The sequence below is a fragment of the Novosphingobium mathurense genome (assembly GCF_900168325.1).
Classification (GTDB): domain Bacteria; phylum Pseudomonadota; class Alphaproteobacteria; order Sphingomonadales; family Sphingomonadaceae; genus Novosphingobium; species Novosphingobium mathurense.
Genome location: NZ_FVZE01000002.1, coordinates 269188 through 286412, shown reverse-complemented (window position 1 = coordinate 286412; position 17225 = coordinate 269188). Strand labels below are relative to the sequence as shown.

At 64.4% G+C, this 17225-nt stretch carries 22 protein-coding genes; 8 read left to right on the top strand and 14 right to left on the bottom strand.

Annotation, left to right across the window (positions count from 1 at the left end):
- Positions 1-46: 46 nt before the first annotated feature.
- On the bottom strand, positions 47-1645 hold the full coding sequence (locus tag B5483_RS08240) for a helicase HerA-like domain-containing protein (protein WP_054946635.1): 1599 nt from the start codon (positions 1643-1645) through the stop codon (positions 47-49).
- A 124-nt stretch (positions 1646-1769) separates the two neighbouring features.
- Here B5483_RS08240 and pabB point away from each other — a divergent pair, with 124 nt between their 5' ends.
- From pabB to arfB, 4 genes are read left to right on the top strand one after another with little or no spacing between them, the layout of a single operon-like run.
- A complete protein-coding gene (pabB, locus tag B5483_RS08235) occupies positions 1770-3590 on the top strand; it encodes an aminodeoxychorismate synthase component I (protein WP_079730040.1) in 1821 nt (606 codons plus the stop codon).
- Positions 3590-4756, top strand: a complete 1167-nt coding sequence (locus tag B5483_RS08230) for a pyridoxal phosphate-dependent aminotransferase (RefSeq protein ID WP_079730039.1) — start codon at positions 3590-3592, stop codon at positions 4754-4756. The genes pabB and B5483_RS08230 overlap by 1 nt, the downstream gene beginning before the upstream one ends.
- Before the next feature lie 13 nt (positions 4757-4769).
- Positions 4770-5468, top strand: a complete 699-nt coding sequence (locus tag B5483_RS08225; RefSeq protein ID WP_176167979.1) for an RluA family pseudouridine synthase — start codon at positions 4770-4772, stop codon at positions 5466-5468.
- Positions 5461-5871, top strand: a complete 411-nt coding sequence (gene arfB / locus B5483_RS08220) for an alternative ribosome rescue aminoacyl-tRNA hydrolase ArfB (RefSeq protein ID WP_054946632.1) — start codon at positions 5461-5463, stop codon at positions 5869-5871. The genes B5483_RS08225 and arfB overlap by 8 nt, the downstream gene beginning before the upstream one ends.
- Positions 5872-5960: 89 nt before the next feature.
- Here the strand turns inward: arfB and B5483_RS08215 are convergent, their stop codons facing one another.
- From B5483_RS08215 to dksA, 5 genes are all read right to left on the bottom strand, one after another.
- Entirely contained in the window at positions 5961-6170 is a 210-nt protein-coding gene (locus B5483_RS08215; protein ID WP_054946631.1) for a hypothetical protein, read from the bottom strand.
- An 8-nt stretch (positions 6171-6178) separates the two neighbouring features.
- Positions 6179-6562 (bottom strand): DUF4112 domain-containing protein, encoded by a 384-nt coding sequence (locus B5483_RS08210; protein WP_079730341.1) that lies wholly within the window; start codon positions 6560-6562, stop codon positions 6179-6181.
- Positions 6563-6636: 74 nt separating this feature from the next.
- Positions 6637-8175 (bottom strand): ABC transporter substrate-binding protein, encoded by a 1539-nt coding sequence (locus B5483_RS08205; RefSeq protein WP_079730038.1) that lies wholly within the window; start codon positions 8173-8175, stop codon positions 6637-6639.
- A gap of 114 nt (positions 8176-8289) precedes the next feature.
- Complete coding sequence (locus B5483_RS08200) at positions 8290-8655, bottom strand: PilZ domain-containing protein (RefSeq protein ID WP_054946691.1); 366 nt, start codon at positions 8653-8655, stop codon at positions 8290-8292.
- Between the two features lie 148 nt (positions 8656-8803).
- Positions 8804-9262, bottom strand: a complete 459-nt coding sequence (dksA, locus tag B5483_RS08195; RefSeq protein WP_054946690.1) for an RNA polymerase-binding protein DksA — start codon at positions 9260-9262, stop codon at positions 8804-8806.
- 296 nt (positions 9263-9558) lie between these two features.
- Here dksA and B5483_RS08190 point away from each other — a divergent pair, with 296 nt between their 5' ends.
- Positions 9559-9897: an SEL1-like repeat protein gene (locus tag B5483_RS08190; RefSeq protein WP_054946628.1), complete on the top strand. Its 339-nt coding sequence runs from the start codon at positions 9559-9561 to the stop codon at positions 9895-9897.
- A gap of 34 nt (positions 9898-9931) precedes the next feature.
- On the opposite strand, the gene B5483_RS08185 is transcribed toward B5483_RS08190, so the two are convergent.
- From B5483_RS08185 to B5483_RS08165, 5 genes are read right to left on the bottom strand one after another with little or no spacing between them, the layout of a single operon-like run.
- The gene (locus B5483_RS08185) at positions 9932-11068 is read right to left on the bottom strand and encodes a GNAT family N-acetyltransferase (protein ID WP_079730037.1); all 1137 of its coding nucleotides are present in this window, start codon (positions 11066-11068) and stop codon (positions 9932-9934) included.
- The gene (locus tag B5483_RS08180) at positions 11065-11862 is read right to left on the bottom strand and encodes a glycerophosphodiester phosphodiesterase family protein (RefSeq protein WP_054946626.1); all 798 of its coding nucleotides are present in this window, start codon (positions 11860-11862) and stop codon (positions 11065-11067) included. The genes B5483_RS08185 and B5483_RS08180 overlap by 4 nt, the downstream gene beginning before the upstream one ends.
- Complete coding sequence (locus B5483_RS08175; protein WP_054946625.1) at positions 11834-12298, bottom strand: RidA family protein; 465 nt, start codon at positions 12296-12298, stop codon at positions 11834-11836. The genes B5483_RS08180 and B5483_RS08175 overlap by 29 nt, the downstream gene beginning before the upstream one ends.
- A complete protein-coding gene (locus B5483_RS08170; RefSeq protein ID WP_054946624.1) occupies positions 12295-12969 on the bottom strand; it encodes a hypothetical protein in 675 nt (224 codons plus the stop codon). Before B5483_RS08170 ends, B5483_RS08175 begins: the two co-directional genes overlap by 4 nt.
- Positions 12966-13175 (bottom strand): DUF3572 family protein, encoded by a 210-nt coding sequence (locus B5483_RS08165; protein WP_054946623.1) that lies wholly within the window; start codon positions 13173-13175, stop codon positions 12966-12968. The genes B5483_RS08170 and B5483_RS08165 overlap by 4 nt, the downstream gene beginning before the upstream one ends.
- A gap of 131 nt (positions 13176-13306) precedes the next feature.
- Here B5483_RS08165 and B5483_RS08160 point away from each other — a divergent pair, with 131 nt between their 5' ends.
- The 3 genes from B5483_RS08160 (at position 13307) to spt (ending at position 15281) form a co-directional block, all read left to right on the top strand.
- Positions 13307-13669 (top strand): response regulator, encoded by a 363-nt coding sequence (locus B5483_RS08160; protein WP_054946622.1) that lies wholly within the window; start codon positions 13307-13309, stop codon positions 13667-13669.
- A 113-nt stretch (positions 13670-13782) separates the two neighbouring features.
- A complete protein-coding gene (locus B5483_RS08155; RefSeq protein WP_079730339.1) occupies positions 13783-14022 on the top strand; it encodes an acyl carrier protein in 240 nt (79 codons plus the stop codon).
- 23 nt (positions 14023-14045) lie between these two features.
- Positions 14046-15281 carry a serine palmitoyltransferase gene (gene spt, locus B5483_RS08150; protein ID WP_054946620.1) on the top strand — a complete coding sequence of 412 codons (1236 nt, stop codon included), beginning with the start codon at positions 14046-14048 and terminating at the stop codon, positions 15279-15281.
- A gap of 67 nt (positions 15282-15348) precedes the next feature.
- On the opposite strand, the gene B5483_RS08145 is transcribed toward spt, so the two are convergent.
- The 3 genes from B5483_RS08145 to B5483_RS08135 all read right to left on the bottom strand — a co-directional run bounded on the left by B5483_RS08145 (position 15349) and on the right by B5483_RS08135 (position 17047).
- A complete protein-coding gene (locus B5483_RS08145; RefSeq protein WP_079730036.1) occupies positions 15349-15906 on the bottom strand; it encodes an NADPH-dependent FMN reductase in 558 nt (185 codons plus the stop codon).
- Positions 15907-15984: 78 nt separating this feature from the next.
- Positions 15985-16260 (bottom strand): usg protein, encoded by a 276-nt coding sequence (locus B5483_RS08140; protein WP_054946618.1) that lies wholly within the window; start codon positions 16258-16260, stop codon positions 15985-15987.
- 148 nt (positions 16261-16408) lie between these two features.
- Positions 16409-17047, bottom strand: coding sequence for a YqaA family protein (locus tag B5483_RS08135; protein ID WP_054946617.1), 639 nt, complete (start codon positions 17045-17047; stop codon positions 16409-16411).
- Positions 17048-17225: the final 178 nt, after the last annotated feature.

Below are 17225 nucleotides of genomic sequence, written 5' to 3'. Positions count from 1 at the left end.
CAGACTGGGCCTCGACCTAAACGCGGGCAACCGCCCCCGCATCGTGCTAGCGCATCAGGCCACCGATGAGGTTGCGCGCGAAGCGGCCGATCCCCGGAATCCCGATGGCCTTCTCGATCGTGTTGCCGATCGTACCGGCCGCCGCGCTGGCGGCCGACGCCTTGGGGTTCGCCCGGCTCTTCTTGCCCTGCAGGGTCTGGGCGAGGATCGATCCGGCGCTGGCGGCGGCGGCACCGGCAGCGGCCTTGGCGACCTTGCCGCCCAAACCGTCCCAAAGGCTTGGGCTGCGTCTTTCGCGCTTGCGGACTTCGGCTTCGCCCCGTTCGGCCACTTCCTCGGCCGTGACGGCGGCATCCGCGGCTTTCGCGGCCAGCACTTCCTCGGCGCTCTCCCGGTCCACGCGGGAATCGTACTTGCCCTCGCACGGGCTGATCGACTGAATGATCGCCCGCTCCTTCTCCGACACCGGACCGAGGCGTGAACGGGGCGGGGCGATGAGCGTGCGCTGGACGATAGTGGGCGCGCCGTCCCCGTCGAGCGTCGAGACCAGCGCCTCGCCGACCTTGAGCTCGGTGATTGCGGCCTCGACGTCCAGCTCGGGATTGATCCGGAAGGTCTCTGCAGCCGCCTTGATCGCCTTCTTGTCGCGTGGAGTGAAGGCGCGCAGCGCATGCTGGACGCGATTGCCCAGCTGCCCCGCAATGTCCTCGGGAATGTCGATCGGGTTCTGGGTCACGAAATAGACGCCCACGCCCTTCGAACGGATCAGGCGCACAACCTGCTCGACGGTGTCCTGCAGGGCCTTGGGGGCATCGTCGAAGAGCAGGTGCGCTTCATCGAAGAAGAAGACCAGCTTGGGTTTTTCCGGATCGCCGACTTCGGGCATGGCCTCGAACAGTTCGGACAGCAGCCAGAGCAGGAACGTCGCATAGAGCTTCGGGCTGCGCATCAGCCGGTCGGCGGCCAGCACATTGATATAGCCGCGCCCCTGCTCGTCGCAGCGGATGAAGTCCTGGATCTCCAGCGCCGGTTCGCCAAAGAACTGCGCCGCCCCCTGGCTGTCCAGCGCCAGCAACTGTCGCTGGATCGTACCGACGCTGGCCTTGGTCACATTGCCGTATTTTGCCGAGAGTTCCGCCGCGTTCTCAGCCGTGTAGGCCAGCATCGACTGCAGGTCCTCAAGGTCGAGCAGCAGCAGACCCTGTTCGTCGGCATAGCGGAAGACGATGTTGAGCACGCCTTCCTGCGTGTCGTTGAGATCCATCAGCCGCGCCAGCAGCAGCGGCCCCATTTCCGAGATCGTGGTGCGGACCGGATGGCCCTGCTCGCCGTAGATGTCCCAGAAAACCGCCGGATTGTCGGAGTAGGCATAATCGGCAAGGCCGATTTCCTTCGCCCGGCTCTCCAGCTTGTCGGCATGCTTGAAGGTCGGGCTGCCCGGCATCGAGATACCCGAAAGGTCGCCCTTCACATCGGCCATGAACACCGGCACGCCTTGCGCGGAGAACTGCTCGGCGATGGTCTGGAGCGTCACCGTCTTGCCGGTGCCCGTCGCTCCGGCGATCAACCCATGGCGGTTCGCCCTGCCCAGCCGCAGCGCCTGTCGGTTTCCATCGGCACCAAGTCCCAGAAAGATATCGCTCATTGCCGGTCCCGGGCTCCCTTGTTTCGCCAGTCTGCCTCCAGTGATAAGGCTGCATTTCCCCGAGTGCGAGAGGGTTTTTGCCAGCCGGCGATTGCGCGGCTAAAGGCGGGGCGAAACACGCACCATGACACGTCCATTCGTCCTTCTAGATGACGCCCGCACCCTGGGCGCAGCCGCAGCCCGGCTCTACCGCGAACCGCTCGAAATCGTCGAGGCGCGGCGGGCGCAGGATGTCGCCCCCGCGCTGGAACGCCTCGAAGCCCTGCAGCGCGAAGGCCGCCACCTGGCCGGGTACATGGCCTACGAGGCCGGTCTTGCTCTGGAGCCGCGGCTCGCCGGGCTGCTTCCCGAACGCACGGGCTCTGCCGAACCGCTCGTATGGTTCGGCGTCTTCGCTGGCTACGAGACCATCCCCGCTGCAGACGTTCCGACCTGGCTTGCCTCGTGTGCGCCGGACGATGCCGCCGCGATCGGTCCGCTCGACCCCCAAGTCGCGATCGGGGACTATGAGCAGGCGTTCGACACCCTGCATGGCGCGATCGGCGACGGCGACATCTACCAAGCCAACCTGACGATGCCGCTGGAGGGTCCGTGGCGCGGCGATCCCTTCGCGCTCTACGCCGCGATCCGCCCGGCCGCCGGTGCCGGATACGGCGGACTGATCCACGACGGCAGTCACTGGATCCTGAGCTTTTCGCCCGAACTGTTCTTCTCGCTCAAGGGCGGTTCTGTCCGGGTCAAGCCGATGAAGGGCACGCGCCCGCGCGGCCGAGACGAGACCGAGGACCAGCACCTGCGCGCGGAACTGGCGGCTTCCGAAAAGGACCGCGCCGAGAACCTCATGATCCTCGATCTCATGCGCAACGACCTTTCGCGCGTGGCCGAGGCCGGGTCGGTCCGGGTCGAAGATCCCTTCACGATCGAGACCTACCCGACCGTTCACCAGATGGTATCCTCGGTCGGCGCGACGCTCGCCCCCGGCAAGGGCGCGGTCGACGTGCTGCGCGCGCTGTTTCCCTGCGGCTCGATCACCGGTGCGCCCAAGATCCGGGCGATGGAACTGATCGCGCAAGTCGAACGCCACGTGCGGGGCCCGTATTGCGGCTCGATCGGCCGGATCGAACCCTCTGGCGATGCCGCGTTTAATGTGGCAATCCGCACCTTGCGGCTCACTCCCGGCGAAAATGGCGGGGGCAGAGCGGTGCTAGGGGTCGGATCGGCAATCGTTGCCGATTCGCAAGCGCTTCCCGAGTGGCGGGAATGCCTGATCAAAGGGGGTTTCGTGCGAGAGTCGGAAGCGCGTCATTCGGGTGGGACAAACTCGCCCGCGAGCTTCGATCTGATCGAGACCATGCGCTTTACGCCGGAAGACGGCATTCCGCTGCTCGAACTCCATCTGGAACGGATCAAGGCGAGCGCCGCCGCGCTCGGTTTCACTTTCGATCGCCACGCCGTGCGCAATGCGATCCAGGCGCTGTGCTTCGACGCCGAGCGACCGGCCAAGCTGCGTCTCGTCGCGGCCCGCAGCGGTGCCTACGCGCTCGAACTGGCAGACGTGACCGAGAGCTTGCCCGAACCGGCAACGGTCGCGGTGCTGCGCATGCCCGTCGACAGCGGCGACTGGCGCCTGCGCCACAAGACCAGCGACCGCGGTTTCTACGAGGCCGGCCTTGCCGCGGCCCGGCAAGCCGGGGCGAACGAAGCCATCTTCCTGCGCGACGATGGCCTCGTCACCGAAGGCTGCTTCACCAACCTGTTCGTCGAGCGCGACGGCAAGCTGCTGACGCCTCCTGCCGATCTCGGCCTGCTGCCCGGCGTCCTGCGGCGCTCGCTGCTCGACGAAGGCCGGGCCGTCGAAGCCAGGCTGACGCTCGACGATCTTGCCGGTGGCTTCTTTATCGGCAACGCCCTGCGCGGCCTCATTCCGGCTAGATTGCTCACCTGATGCACACATCCCTTGCCCTTTCCCGCATCGCCCCGTCCCAGACGACGGCGATGACAGACCGCGCCATCCAGCTTCGCGAGCAGGGCGTCGACATCATCTCGCTTTCGGTCGGCGAACCCGATTTCGCCACCCCGTCCCACGTGATCGAGGCCGCCAAGGCCGCGCTCGATGCGGGCGACACCAAGTACACTGCGGTTGGCGGCACATCGCGGCTCAAGCAGGCCGCCGCGCTGCACTTTGCGCGCGACCTGGGCATCGCGGTGCCTGCCTCGCAGGTCACGGTCAGTGCAGGCGGCAAGCAGGCGATCTTCCATGCCCTGCTCGCCACGATCAGCGAAGGCGAGGAAGTGATCGTGCCCTGCCCCTGGTGGGTGAGCTATCCCGAGATCATCCGCTTCGCCGGCGGCAGCGTCGTGCCGCTCAAGACTTCGGCAAAGAACAACTTCCGCTTCACCGCCGCCGATCTCGAAGCGCAGATCGGTCCGCGCACGCAGTGGCTGCTGCTCAACAGCCCGGGCAATCCGACCGGCGCCTATTATCCGGCCGACATGCTACGCAACATCGGCGAGGTCCTGCGCCGCAATCCGCGCGTCATGGTGCTCTCGGACGACATCTACGCGCCGATCAACTACACCGGCGAGCCGCACGCGACGCTGGCGAACCTGTGCCCGGACCTTGCGGACCGTATCCTGACGATCTCGGGCGTATCCAAGAGCCACGCGATGACCGGCTTCCGCATCGGCGTGGCTGCCGGGCCGGAATGGCTGATCAGGGCGATGGAAAAGCTGCAGTCGCATTCCTCGGGCAACCCCTGTTCGATCAGCCAGGCGGCTGCCGTGGCCGCCTTCGAAGGCCCGCAGGATTTCCTGGCCGAGTGGTGCGAGCGCTTCCGCGCGCGCCGCGACATGGTGGTCTCGGCGATCAACGCCATTCCCGGCCTTTCGACCCCGACGCCCGACGGCGCCTTTTACTGCATGGTCGATGCCGCTCCGCTGATGCAGCGGTTCGGCGACGATACCGGCCTTGCGCTCCACCTCCTCGAAAACGGCGTCGCGATCGTCCCGGCATCGGGCTTCGGCGGCCGTGACGGCTTCCGCATCAGCTTCGGCGCCGACGAGGCCAAACTCACCGAGGCATTGCGCCGCATTGCGAAGGCGCTTGCCTGATGGAAGTCATCTGATGGAACTGGAAATTCTCTTCGAAGACGGCGAAGCGCTTGTCATCGACAAGCCTGCGGGTCTGCCGCTCGACCGCCCCCGCGCAGGCGGGGTAAGCCTCGACAACTATATCGACACGCTCAAACTGGGCTTCCAGCGTGAGCCGATCCCCGTCCACCGCCTCGACCGCGACACCTCCGGCTGCCTGCTGCTGGCCCGCAACCCCAAGGCGCTCAAGCGCTTCGCCGCGGCATTCGAGGAACGGCTGGTGGAAAAGCGCTATCTAGGCATCGTCGACGGCGTCCCGGCCGAGGACGAGGGTACGATCGCCCTGTCGCTCTCGAAAGTGAGCACGGTCAAGGACGGCTGGCGCATGATCCCGGCGCGCAAGGGCAAGCCGGCAGTCACGCACTGGCGCAAACTCGATACCCGCGACGGCCTGACCCTCGTGGAGTTCCGCCCCGAGACCGGCCGGACCCACCAGATCCGCGTCCACGCCGCCTCCGGCCTTGGCATGCCGCTGCTTGGCGATCCGGTCTACGGCACCAAGAAAGGCGCCGGTCGCACGATGCTCCATGCCGCAGCGATCACCGTTCCGCGCGGCGAGAAAGACCCCATCGTCGCGGTCGCTCCGCTTCCCGCCGATTTCGCGGCCCTCGGCTTCGTCGACCCCGGATTTGCAGACCCCGGCTCGGCAGACATCGGCCCTGCCGATGAGTGAAGCGGTCGTCGAGCGCGCCAACGCCCTCGTGACCGAGACCTTCATCGCCTCGGCCGGGCCGGGCGGGCAGAACGTCAACAAGGTCGCGACGGCGGTCCAGCTGCGCCTCGACGTCTACGCCCTGCGCCTTGCGCCGCCGGTTTTCGCCCGGCTCAAGCAGCTTGCCGGAAGCCGAATGACCGCCAGGGGCGAACTGGTGTTGACGGCACGCACTTTCCGCACCCAGGAAGCCAACCGCACCGATGCCCGCGAGCGCATGGCCGAGCTGTTGCGCGAAGCGCACCAGCTGCCCGAGAAGCGCGCCAAGAGCCGCCTGAACCGGGTCGGCAAGACGCAGCGCCTCAAAGGCAAGAAGATCCGGGGCGCCGTAAAGGCCGGGCGCGGCAAGGTGAGCTTCGACTGAATAGGTAACGTCTGCCCTTCGCGCGCTACGAGATGTGCCAACCTCGCATCTTTCCCCCTTCGACAGGAACGCGGCAACAGGCGCCTACTTTACTCGGCAACCTCATACGTAGCCGCTTCTGAGGGAGCGTCGGACGACTCCGGTGCCGCCGCAGGAGGCCTGCGCTCATCAAGCATTTCCGCTGCCTGATCGAGGGCGCGGGCCTCGCCGACGGTCACCCCGCCCGGGCCGGGATCGTTGTCGCCCTTGCCGCATCCGGCAAGGGCCAGCACGGCCATCAGCGGGACGAGACTGCGCATGGCCCGGTTCAACCTTCGATGATCCGGGTTTCCGGGTGGTGCTTGTCGAGGTGCTTGCGGATGATCCTCAGATTGCGGCTGTTCGAACGGAACACGAAGTCGAACGCATCGCCTACCAGCGGAACCGCGCCGAGCGCAGTGTCGACGCCGACATTGGCGGTCATCCGCGCCAATTGCCACTTCGACATGCCCAGGTTGCGGGCTTCCCAGACGAGGTACATGCCAAGCGCCGCGCCGATCAGGTCGCCCAGAACGGGCACGAAACCGACAATGGCGTCTAGGCCGACCTTGTAGCGGATGCCGGGCACTTCGAAGGCCCGTTCGAGGACCAGTTCGAGCGCCTCGATACGGCGGCGGATCGACATCGGATCGGTGCCGATCGGCAGTTCCATGTCCATGCGCCGCGCGGTATTCTCTCCGGTCGCCAAGGCTCGGCTACTCCTTCTGGTTGCCTGTGCTCAGCCTCTTATCTGGGGAGCCAGGCCAGGGGCATCAAGGGATGCCACCCCCAGCTGTTGGTCGCAAAGCCATCGACGCTACCGCGCACCAGCGACCAGCGGATCGGTGAACCGAAGGGAATATAGACGTTGTCCGCAGTCAGTTCCGCCTCGGCCTCCGTCATCAGCGCAGCGCGTTCTTCCGGTGTCGCCGCCGCCAGGGCCTCACTGACACGCGCATCCGCCTCCTGCGAACACAGGCCGAATTTTGCACGACAGGACAAGTGGTTAAGATACCAGACGGCGCGCGGATAGCGCGCGACGTCGTCAACCAACGTGAGATCCGCACTGTCTGCGCTTTCCGCCTTTTCGAGGTGCAGCCCGATCGCCGCGAAATCGTTGCCGAGCTTCTCGAGGAGAATGTCGGAACCTTCCCCCTGCGGCAGCCAGATGCTGATCTGCGGACCGGCTGCCGCTCCGGGGCCGGGCGCGGCCCCGGCCTTGGCGGCCTGCTTGGCCCTGTCGCCGTCCTGCTTTGCGGAAGCCTGCCAGATGCGCACGCGCGCGGCGGCGATGGCGCGTCGCTCGTCCAGCGATTGCTCGCTCCAGCGCTCACCGATGGTGCCGAGATCGCCGTCGAGACTGGGCGTCACGATCCGGGTCGTGGGCTTCCAGCCGCCGAGACGGAACTGCTCGATCAGCGCGTCCCGGTCGATCGCCATGGCCAGCGCCTCGCGATTGGCCGGATCGGCCAGGAAACCCCTGTCGTTCATGACCTGCAAGCCGAACAGGCCGACCACCGGATCGAGCTGGATCGTCCCGCGCAGGATGCCGACCGAGCGGGTCAGCGGGAAATCTTCGATCCGTCCGCCCAGGACGAGGTCTGTCTTGCCATCGTTGAAGCGCTGAACCGCTTCGGGACCGCTGAGCGAGAGCAGGTCGATGTTGCGGGTACGCTTATCCCAGTTCTGGATCTCCGGCAGGCCCAGCGTCGAAGGATCGATCGGCGTCAGCCGCGCAACGTCGCCGATCTTCTTCATCCGCATCGGGCCGTTGCCCTGCTTGTCCTCATAGAGCCCGAGTTCAGGCTGGGCGAGTAGCTGAAGCAGATAGGGCATCGGGCGAGCGAGACGGATCTCGACAACCCGGCCCGCCATGACGCGAACTTCGTCGATGCCGGCCAGGTCGAGCGCAAAGGTGTTGCGCCGCAGGGACTTCAGCGCCGTATCGAGCGCCTTCTTTGCCGACTCCGCCGAGATCGGATCTCCCGAGGCCCAATCCCCGTCGCGCAACCGGAAGATATAGCTCTGGCCGTCGTCGGTCACGATCCAGCGATCGGCCAGTGCGGGAATCACGCGTCCCTTTTCGTCGAAGGCGACAAGCCCTTCGACCGTCGCGGCACGAATCAACTGACCGGAGGCGGTCACCTCCTTGCCGGACTGGAACGGATCGTCCGGCTCCCCGATCACCGCCACGTTCAGGGTCGAATTGTCGAAGCCACTGCAGGCGCCCAGAGTCAACGCGACCAAGGGGGCAAGGGCCCGGAAGGCTTTGCGCGTGGGAAGCATGTTTGCCGGACTAATCGATTTGCGCCGTGCCGCAAATGCGCAAGCGACGATTTCGCACGAAAGTCTCGATATTGTGGGAAAAACGCCCTGCCCTCTGCCGGACAAGATCCACTGTCAGATCTTGCGCAGGCCTGTCACGCCCGCAACCGGGGGCTGGTGAGTACGTACGAAGCGCGGCGAGGGATCCTCGCCTGCGCTGACCGGCGCGCGTGCCAGCTTGGGATCGATGTCGTCCCGGAAGGCCACGCCGAAGCGGCTTTCCTGGACCCAGGCTACTGTGCCGTCGACCCAGCCGACATTGCGGATGCTGACCGAGACCTTCGATCCGCGCACCACGCGGACCGTGCCTTCGCCCATCATGCCGCCGGCAGAAAGGTTGCGCACCTTGATGCGAAATTCGCCATCGAGGCCATCGACGCGCAGATCAGCCAGCAGAAACAGGCTGTCGCGCGCGATCTGCCGATTTTCGCCTTTGATCATAAGCTCCATCCGGTGCCAGTAATGCCCATGCAAACAGACACTTGCACGAGCAGACACGCTACCTGACGAAGGCTAGTCCCGAGTGACGAAAAAAGAGTTAACAGCACGGTAATCCCTCAGGCGAGATGAACTACCGTGCCAAAATGGGTCAGTCGTCGCGGGAAATCTTTTCGCGGCGCTCGTGCGCTTCCTGTGCCTCGACGGTCATGGTCGCGATCGGACGTGCCTCGAGTCGGCCCAGGCCGATCGGTTCGCCGGTCACTTCGCAAAAGCCGTATTCACCTTCCTCGATCCGGCGCAGGGCGGAATCGATCTTGGCGATCAGCTTGCGCTGGCGGTCGCGGGTACGCAGTTCGATACCCCAGTCGGTCTCGCTCGACGCGCGATCGTTGAGGTCCGGCTCACGAATCGGACCGTCCTGCAGTTGCTGCAGGGTGCCTGCAGCAGCGTCGAGGATCAGCCGTTTCCAGGCCATGAGCAGCCGGCGGAAATAATCCTGCTGCGATTCGCACATGTAGGGTTCGTCAGGTTCGGCGACATAAGAGCCGCCCAAGACACGCTTTGCTTTCGAAAGCACATCAATTTCATCAGACAGGGCCGTTGCCATCCAGAGAATCTCCGCACGTATGCCCCGAACCTTCATCGCCCTGCGGCCCCGGTTTTTCCGGTAACCCCTCGAAGATCCGCGGTTGGTCGCGCCTATAAATGCGCCGTATGTGCGGCACAAGGGCAGATGCGCCGCCGTCCACAAAAAACCTGAACCCGGCTTCGAAACGGGACAGGTTCTTTCGGACCTGCGCAGAGTTCCACAAACGACGTTAACGGATTGTTGACCATCGCTGGTCCAGCCTAGCCGTGTCGAACTGCCAAAACGGGCTTTGTTGGACAGGGGGGTATCGAGAGATGCAAACTGTTTGGATCAAGAACGACGCATTCGCCAGCGCTTCAGCCGCGGATATCGAAGCTGAAGACCTGCTGGTTGCCAATTGCCTTGCTGCTGCGTCGCAAGGAGACGTTTCCGCCTATTTCGATCTCGGAGTCGCGTACTCCACCGGCAGCCATGGCGCCGCCTGCGATCTGATCGAGGCGCACAAGTGGTTCAACCTCGCCGCCGTTGCCGGTCACGAGGAAGCCGCGACGTGCCGCGCGGAAGTGGCCGACGAAATGACGGCTCGCGAAATTGCCGAAGCCCAGCGCCGCGCGCGCGAATGGCTCTCGGCCTCGATGCGCCGCGCAGCCTGAATCATCGCACGACAGACCGGAGCTTCGCTCCGGTTCAGGCCTTGCGGTAAGGCGCTCTCTCGCCCAGCCAGAGCTGGTCCTGGGCGATTCCGGCGCGCTCCCGCTCAAGGTAGTCGGCAATCGCTTCGCGCAGGCCGTCGTGGACGATGTAGTGCGCCGAAACCGTGCGCACCGGCTCATAACCGCGCGCCAGCTTGTGCCCGCCCTGGGCCCCTGCCTCGACGCGTGACAGGCCCAGTGCGATCGCAGCATCGATCGCCTGATAGTAGCACAGCTCGAAGTGCAGGAACGGCTTGTCGAGCCGGGCACCCCAGTAGCGCCCGTAAAGCGCCTCGTCGCCGATGAAGTTCAGCGCGCCGGCTACGGGTTCGCCGTCAATGAAGGCCAGTACCAGCAGGATCCGGTCCGCCATCGTCTCGCCCATCAGCGTGAACGCGGATCGCGTCAGGTACGGCCGACCCCACTTGCGCGCGCCGGTATCCTGATAGAACTCCCAGAATGCATCCCAATGCTCCTCGCGGATGTTCTCGCCGCGCAGGGTGCGAATTTCGACGCCTTCCTGCGCCTTTGCACGCTCCTTGCGGATATCCTTGCGCTTGCGCGACGACAGCGCGGTCAGGAATTCCTCGAAGTCCGCATAGGCGCGGTTTTCCCAGTGAAACTGGATATCCTCACGCAAAAGCCAGCCGGCCTTCTCGAAATACGGAACCTGCTCGGGCTCGATGAAGGTGGCATGGGCCGAAGAAAACCCGTTGTTCCGGCACAGCGTTTCCGCCGCGCGCAGCAGAGGGAGAGTCAGCTCGGGATGCGATGTCAGCAGGCGCGGGCCGGTCGCCGGAGTGAATGGCACGGCAATCTGCAGCTTGGGATAGTACTCACCCCCTGCCCGATGCCAGGCATCGGCCCAGGCATGGTCGAAGACATATTCACCCTGGCTGTGCTGCTTGAGATAGGACGGCAGGGCTGCGGCAAGGCTTCCGTCGGGCCCTTCGATAGTAATCGGAACCGGCTGCCAACCGCTGCGCCCGCCGACGCTGCCCGATTCCTCAAGCGCGCTGAGGAAGGCATGGGAAACGAACGGGTTGCCGCCGCCGGTCAGGCCATCCCACTCCTGCGCAGGAAGCGCCCCGATGGCAGAATGGACTTTCGCAGTGAATTCGCCTTCGCTCACGCTGCCGCGCCTGCTCCTTTCTCTGCCACGACAACGCCCTCGAAGATCGGGGCATCGGCATGGACTGCTGCACGTTCGCGATGCTCACCCGACCGCACCGTCCAGGTGGCGACCGGAATGCCCCGCCGTCGCTGGCTCGCAGCGAAGCTACTGGGCAGATCGCGGATATCGTAGGCCAGAAAGTCGGGTCTGGCATGCCAGAGTGCAAGATGCCTGCGGATCCTTCCCGGCAGGGCGCGATCATCTTCCTCAGTCACGACGAGCCCGCGCACGGTATGCGGAGAATGTCGGCAGAACCAGCTTGCGACGCGCGGATCGAAGCTCATCACCCCGTGCGCGCCTGTATAGCCTTCGAGGGCGCGGCGCACGGCAAGGCAGGTCGCGGCGACGCGCTGCCCGCGGCTCGACTTCACCTCGATCAGGATCGGCACCTGGCCGTCGACGATATTGAGGACCTGCCGCAGGGTCGGAATCGTCTCCGCCGTACCCGAAAGCTGCAGGGCGCCGAGCTGGGCAGCGCTGCGCCGGGCCACCGGCCCGGTTTCCCGCGTCAGCCGATCGAGGTCGAAGTCATGGAATACGACCGGCTGACCGTCGCCCGAACGCTGCACGTCGATCTCGATCCCGTATCCACCGGCGATTGCATGTTCGATGGCGGCACGGGAATTTTCGGGCACGCCCGGCGCATGAAGCCCGCGGTGGGCATAGCTGTACGCGCCGACCCACGCGACCTTGCGGGGGTCAGGGGCCGGCGCGAACCAGCGATCAAGCAGGGCGAAGGGCAACAATGGCATCCACTTCGACGGCAGCGCCGAGCGGAAGTACCGGCACGCCGACCGCGCTGCGCGCATGCTGACCGGCTTCGCCGAAGACGGCTGCCATCAGTTCCGATGCACCATTGGCGATCTTGGGCTGATCGGTGAAGTCGCCGGTGGAGCTGACGAAGGCGCCCAGCTTCAGGACTCGCTCGACCCGGTCAAGCGAGCCGATGGCAGCCTTGAGCTGTGCGAGGATCATCACGCCGCAGGCCTGGGCCGCTTCGATACCCTGTTCCAGTGATACATTCTCGCCCAGACGACCGGTAACGAGCTTGCCGTCGACGAAAGGCAGCTGGCCCGAGACATAGGCCACGTTGCCGGAGACGACGACGGGAACATAGGCTGCGACGGGCGCGGCCGGTTCGGGCAGGACGAGGCCGAGCTGTTCAAGGCGGGCGTCGATTTCACTCATTTGTCTTCACTGTCCTTCAAGGTAACGGCTGCCTGGAGATCAGCCTTTGGAGAATTGACCAGGCGATCGAGCAGCCAGGGCAGCGCACTGCTCCAGTCGTCGATCCGGGCGTCGGCGTCCCCGGCCTTGTGGGCGCAGGGGATATGCGGGGCAATGCTCGGCTCCGCGCACAAGTGCAGGCGGCCGATCTCCGGCGCGACATCGCGGACCGAGCCGTGATGCGGCGCGAGGTCGTCGATGAAGACCGCTCGGCTTGGTGCATATTCGTCGAGAATTGCCTTGAGGGCGGGACCCTTCGGCCCCTGGTTGGTATAGACCCGCACGTCGATGCCGTGGTCCGCCAGTTGCCGGGTCCGTGCTTCCTTGCGGAAATCCATGAGATTGGTGAGCACGACGACGTCCGCATGTTCAGCGATCGTCCCGATCGCCGCAACCGCGCCTTCCACCGGGGTCTGGCGATGCATCTGTCCGTCGAAGAACTTGTTGAGCAACTGCCATGCGTCCTTCTCGGTGATCAGCTCATCGCTGTCGACCCGGCGCATCGAGCGGTAGAAGTCGCTCCGGTCGAGGTCGAAAGTCACGCCCTCATCCTCGGCCAGCCATTCACGAAAGTGCGTGACCATATACAGCAGCACTTCATCGCAGTCGGTGATGAGCAATGGCTTTTTCATGCTCCCAGCCTTTCACGCGCGGCCACCAGTGTGGCGGGCGCAACGCCCAGCGCTTCGGAAGCTGCGACAAGGTCGGCCTCGTGGGCGCAGAGGAACTCTATCACCGCTGCCAGCGTCGCCGGCTCGCCCAGCGAAGCGCGCAGCGAATCCGGGGTCAGCCCGGTCAGGGCGAGGAACCGGGTGGCGCGATCGTCGTCGCCCAGCACCCAACCCAGGGCGTTCAGCGCCAGGGCCTGCGGGTCACCGTTGGCTGGGGATGGCGTGTCTCTGAGAATTGTCAGCCTCGCTTGCGTAACATAGAGCGGTAGGGAACCCCTAGATGGTGTCCAGGCGTCGAATGGCAAAGCGAATCCTCGTTGTCGAGGACAACGACCTCAATCGGAAGCTCTTTTGCGATGTGCTCAAGAGCCAGGGCTTCGCCGTGGAGCCGGTGGCCGACGGCCTCGATGCGCTGGACCGCGCCCGCGACTTCGTGCCCAATCTGGTCATCATGGACATCCAGTTGCCCAATGTCTCCGGCCTCGACCTGATCGAGGCCGCCAAGAAGGACCCGGTCCTGCGCACGATCCCGGTCCTGGCGGTCACCGCCTATGCCGGCAAGGGCGACGAGGAGCGGATTCGCGAGGCGGGTGCCGAAGGCTATCTTGCCAAGCCGGTCTCGATCGGTCCTTTCATGCAGGCCGTGAAAGCCCTGATCTAGGCCGTTTATGATCCGGCAGCCTGCGAGTATGCTTGACTTTGCCGCGCCGCGCCGCTTTTGCGCCGCATTTCCCGGCCAGAGAGCCGCCCGACCCTATCGGAGTTGAAAAGACCATGGACCGCGAAGAAACCTCGGCCCGGATCGCCGCACTGATCGACCCCTTCAACAAGAAGGGCGTCGAGATCACCGACGCGACCCGCTTCACTGACGATCTTGAGTTCGACAGCCTCACCGTCATGGATTTCGTCGCGGCCATCGAAGACGAATTCGACATCATCATTTCGATGAACCAGCAGGCCGAGATCGAGAATTACGGTCAGCTCGTCGACGCCGTGGTCAAGCTCCAGGGCTGACGGAACTCCCAAGGAAACGGCCCATGACCGACATGCTCAGCGACAATGTAACCGAAACCCACGCGGACCTGTTCAGCAAGTTCGACCCGCTCATCCAGATGCGCGAGAACCTGCTCGCTTCCGGCGTCGAGGATCCGTTCGGCCTCGTCATGGAACGCGTGCTCTCGCCAACCGTGGCGATGTGCAACGGACGCGAGACGATCCTGCTCGGCACCTACAACTACATGGGCATGACCTTCGATCCCGACGTGATCGAAGCGGGCAAGCAGGCGCTCGACGACTTCGGCTCGGGCACCACCGGCAGCCGCGTGCTCAACGGCACCTATGCCGGGCACAAGGCCGTCGAGGAAGCGCTTTGCGATTTCTACGGCATGGATCACGCCATGGTCTTCTCGACCGGCTACCAGGCCAACCTCGGCATCATCTCGACGATTGCCGGCAAGGGCGACTACATCGTCCTCGACATCGACAGCCACGCCTCGATCTGGGACGGCTGCAAGATGGGCGACGCCGAAGTCGTGCCCTTCAAGCACAATGACATCGAGGCGATGGAAAAACGCCTGCGCCGCATTCCCGAAGGTGCCGGCAAACTCGTCGTCCTCGAAGGCGTCTACTCGATGCTGGGTGACATCGCTCCGCTCAAGGAAATGATCGCCGTCGCCAAGAAGTACGGCGCGATGGTGCTGGTCGACGAAGCGCACTCGATGGGCTTCATCGGCCCCAACGGTCGCGGCGTGGCCGAAGACCAGGACTGCCTCGCGGATGTCGATTTCGTGATCGGCACTTTCTCCAAGTCGGTCGGCACGGTCGGTGGCTTCTGCGTTTCGAACCACCCCAAGTTCGAGATCATGCGCCTGGTGTGCCGCCCCTACGTGTTCACCGCCAGCCTTCCGCCGAGCGTGGTCGCCACCGCCTGCACCTCGATCCGCAAGCTGATGAACGCGGGCGAGAAGCGCGCGCACCTCTGGGAGAACTCGCGCACCCTGCACAAGGGTCTGCGCGATGCCGGGTTCGAACTGGGTACGGACGAACCGCAAAGCGCGATCATCTCGGTTATCATGCCCGACCTCGAACGCGGCGCGGCGATGTGGGAAGCGCTGCTGCACGAAGGCCTCTATGTGAACCTGGCAAGGCCGCCGGCAACGCCCGCCAACATGACCCTGCTGCGCTGCTCGCTGTGTGCCGAACATTCGGCTGAACAGGTCGAGCAGATCATCGGCATGTTCACGCGCGCCGGGACGACGGTCGGCATCATCTGACAAGACGAAACCGGCAGGCGTCGAAGCACGCCTGCCGGTCTTCTCAACCCGATTCGGGCCCCGGCGGTCAGCCCTTACCCGCGTGCAGGGCGACGTAGCCGAGAAACGCCTTCATCCACTTGCCCGCAAAACCGGCGGTAGCTTGGGCGAACTGGCCCTGCGCGGTCAGCAGGTCGTCACTCCATTGCAGATAGGCTTCCGGCAGGCCCAGCGTCGGCATGTCGAGCACGGCCAGCACGTTGCGCAAGTGCTGCTGCGCCGCGGCCGTTCCCAGCTTGCCCGGCGAGGTGCCGATGACGCCAGCCGGCTTTCCCTTCCAGCAGCTATGCCCTGGCGGACGCGATCCATGATCGATCGCGTTCTTCAGGACGCCCGGGATCGAGCGGTTGTACTCCGGAGTCGCGAAGATCACCCCGTCGGATTCGGTCACAAGCGTTTTCAGGTCCCTGACGGCCTGCGGCTGATCGTCGTCCTGGTCCTGATTGTAGAGCGGCAATGCGCCGATATCCGCAAAAGTAAAGCTGTGACCTTGCGCTTCGGGCAAGGCAACCATGGCCTTTGCCAGCCTGCGATTGAAGGAATCGGCGCGCAAGCTGCCGACGATGACGGCGATCTTGAGGGGCATGGCGTTCTCCTGTTTCCGGTTACGGCAAGAACCCGCGTCGGCCCCAGCCGTTCCCGTTGCGCCTTGTGCCTCAAATCGTCAGTGGATGGAAATGATCCCGTCGACGGCCTGCCATTCCTGCGGGCCGATCAGGTGCTTGTGGGCGATCCTGACCGAATGCAGCGGCCCTTCGATTTCACGGCTCCAGTAGTCGAGAAAACCGCGAAGGACCGGGAAGCGTGGTGCCACGTCGTATTGCTGAAATGCGAAGAGCTGAAGCAACTTCGGATGGTCCGGCAGGAAATAGTGGATCTCTATGGTCGAAAGCCCGTAGCCTTCGAGCTGCTTCAGGAAATCCTGACTTGCTCCATCCATCCGAACAGCCATAGCCCTCCTTCCGGCACTGCCCACATATTGCAGTGCAGCAAGAAGAGAATGCCACAAGTCGCATTTCAGTCAAGTATCTCCGCAGGCGCGAAGAATCCCTGATCCGGCGTTTACGTCTGCGCCGGCTGTCGCAGGATCACGCCGGCTGCGTTGCCGCAGCTGCTTCGCACTTCTCGTTGGTCTGCTCCGCGCCGCCACCGAGGAACGCGATGGCAAGAAAACCGGCAACCACGAGCACGGCAAAAGCGGCGGTGACCTTGCCCAGGTGCTTGTCGATCACGGCCTTGATCGGCGCGCCGAAGAGGCGGAACAGCACACCCACGATCATGAAGCTGATCGAACGGGAAACGATCGAGGCCCCGATGAACACCGCCAGGTTCATGCCGATGAAGCCTGCGGTGATCGTCAGCAGCTTGAAGGGAATCGGCGTTGCCCCCTTCACGATGATGATTTCCGCCCCGTATTCGCGCAAATAGCAGGCAGCCTTGGGGAAACTCTCCGAAAGCCCCAGCGCCCGCAGAAGCGTTTCGCCGAAAGCCTCATAGGCGAAATGGCCGATCGCATAACCAAGCAGGCCGCCGGCCACCGACGCGAGCGTGGCGATGATCGCGAAGCGAATCGCCTTCTTCGGTTCGGCCAGACACATCAGGCCCAGCAACGGATGCGGCGGAACCGGGAAGAAGCTGGCTTCGACGAAGGCGAAGGCGGCCAACCACCATTCGGCATGACGATGCGCGGCCTTGGCCATGGTCCAATCGTAAAGGCGACGCAGCATCGAATTCTCCGGAGGATTCAGTCGGCGCGTGCTTAGAGGCAGGCGAGTTTGCCGACAAGCAATAACCTATTTGGTTATTAATGCTTGACATCGTCACGCTCTTTCGGTACACAACAGGAACATCGCGATAAACCGGTCGCCCAAGGGCTTCGAACCGGTTCGCGAACACTCCTCTCAT

Bases quoted from the DNA above. Each gene is read 5' to 3' on its own strand.
- B5483_RS08205 (WP_079730038.1), bottom strand. From the start codon at position 8,175: ATGCTTCCCACGCGCAAAGCCTTCCGGGCCCTTGCCCCCTTGGTCGCG.
- B5483_RS08240 (WP_054946635.1), bottom strand. From the start codon at position 1,645: ATGAGCGATATCTTTCTGGGACTTGGTGCCGATGGAAACCGACAGGCG.
- B5483_RS08180 (WP_054946626.1), bottom strand. From the start codon at position 11,862: ATGCCATTGTTGCCCTTCGCCCTGCTTGATCGCTGGTTCGCGCCGGCC.
- dksA (WP_054946690.1), bottom strand. From the start codon at position 9,262: ATGGCAACGGCCCTGTCTGATGAAATTGATGTGCTTTCGAAAGCAAAG.
- B5483_RS08190 (WP_054946628.1), top strand. From the start codon at position 9,559: ATGCAAACTGTTTGGATCAAGAACGACGCATTCGCCAGCGCTTCAGCC.
- B5483_RS08160 (WP_054946622.1), top strand. From the start codon at position 13,307: ATGGCAAAGCGAATCCTCGTTGTCGAGGACAACGACCTCAATCGGAAG.
- B5483_RS08215 (WP_054946631.1), bottom strand. From the start codon at position 6,170: ATGCGCAGTCTCGTCCCGCTGATGGCCGTGCTGGCCCTTGCCGGATGC.
- B5483_RS08225 (WP_176167979.1), top strand. From the start codon at position 4,770: ATGGAACTGGAAATTCTCTTCGAAGACGGCGAAGCGCTTGTCATCGAC.
- B5483_RS08200 (WP_054946691.1), bottom strand. From the start codon at position 8,655: ATGATCAAAGGCGAAAATCGGCAGATCGCGCGCGACAGCCTGTTTCTG.
- B5483_RS08210 (WP_079730341.1), bottom strand. From the start codon at position 6,562: ATGGAACTGCCGATCGGCACCGATCCGATGTCGATCCGCCGCCGTATC.
- B5483_RS08170 (WP_054946624.1), bottom strand. From the start codon at position 12,969: ATGAAAAAGCCATTGCTCATCACCGACTGCGATGAAGTGCTGCTGTAT.
- pabB (WP_079730040.1), top strand. From the start codon at position 1,770: ATGACACGTCCATTCGTCCTTCTAGATGACGCCCGCACCCTGGGCGCA.
- B5483_RS08135 (WP_054946617.1), bottom strand. From the start codon at position 17,047: ATGCTGCGTCGCCTTTACGATTGGACCATGGCCAAGGCCGCGCATCGT.
- arfB (WP_054946632.1), top strand. From the start codon at position 5,461: ATGAGTGAAGCGGTCGTCGAGCGCGCCAACGCCCTCGTGACCGAGACC.
- B5483_RS08230 (WP_079730039.1), top strand. From the start codon at position 3,590: ATGCACACATCCCTTGCCCTTTCCCGCATCGCCCCGTCCCAGACGACG.
- B5483_RS08145 (WP_079730036.1), bottom strand. From the start codon at position 15,906: ATGCCCCTCAAGATCGCCGTCATCGTCGGCAGCTTGCGCGCCGATTCC.
- spt (WP_054946620.1), top strand. From the start codon at position 14,046: ATGACCGACATGCTCAGCGACAATGTAACCGAAACCCACGCGGACCTG.
- B5483_RS08140 (WP_054946618.1), bottom strand. From the start codon at position 16,260: ATGGATGGAGCAAGTCAGGATTTCCTGAAGCAGCTCGAAGGCTACGGG.
- B5483_RS08155 (WP_079730339.1), top strand. From the start codon at position 13,783: ATGGACCGCGAAGAAACCTCGGCCCGGATCGCCGCACTGATCGACCCC.
- B5483_RS08175 (WP_054946625.1), bottom strand. From the start codon at position 12,298: ATGAGTGAAATCGACGCCCGCCTTGAACAGCTCGGCCTCGTCCTGCCC.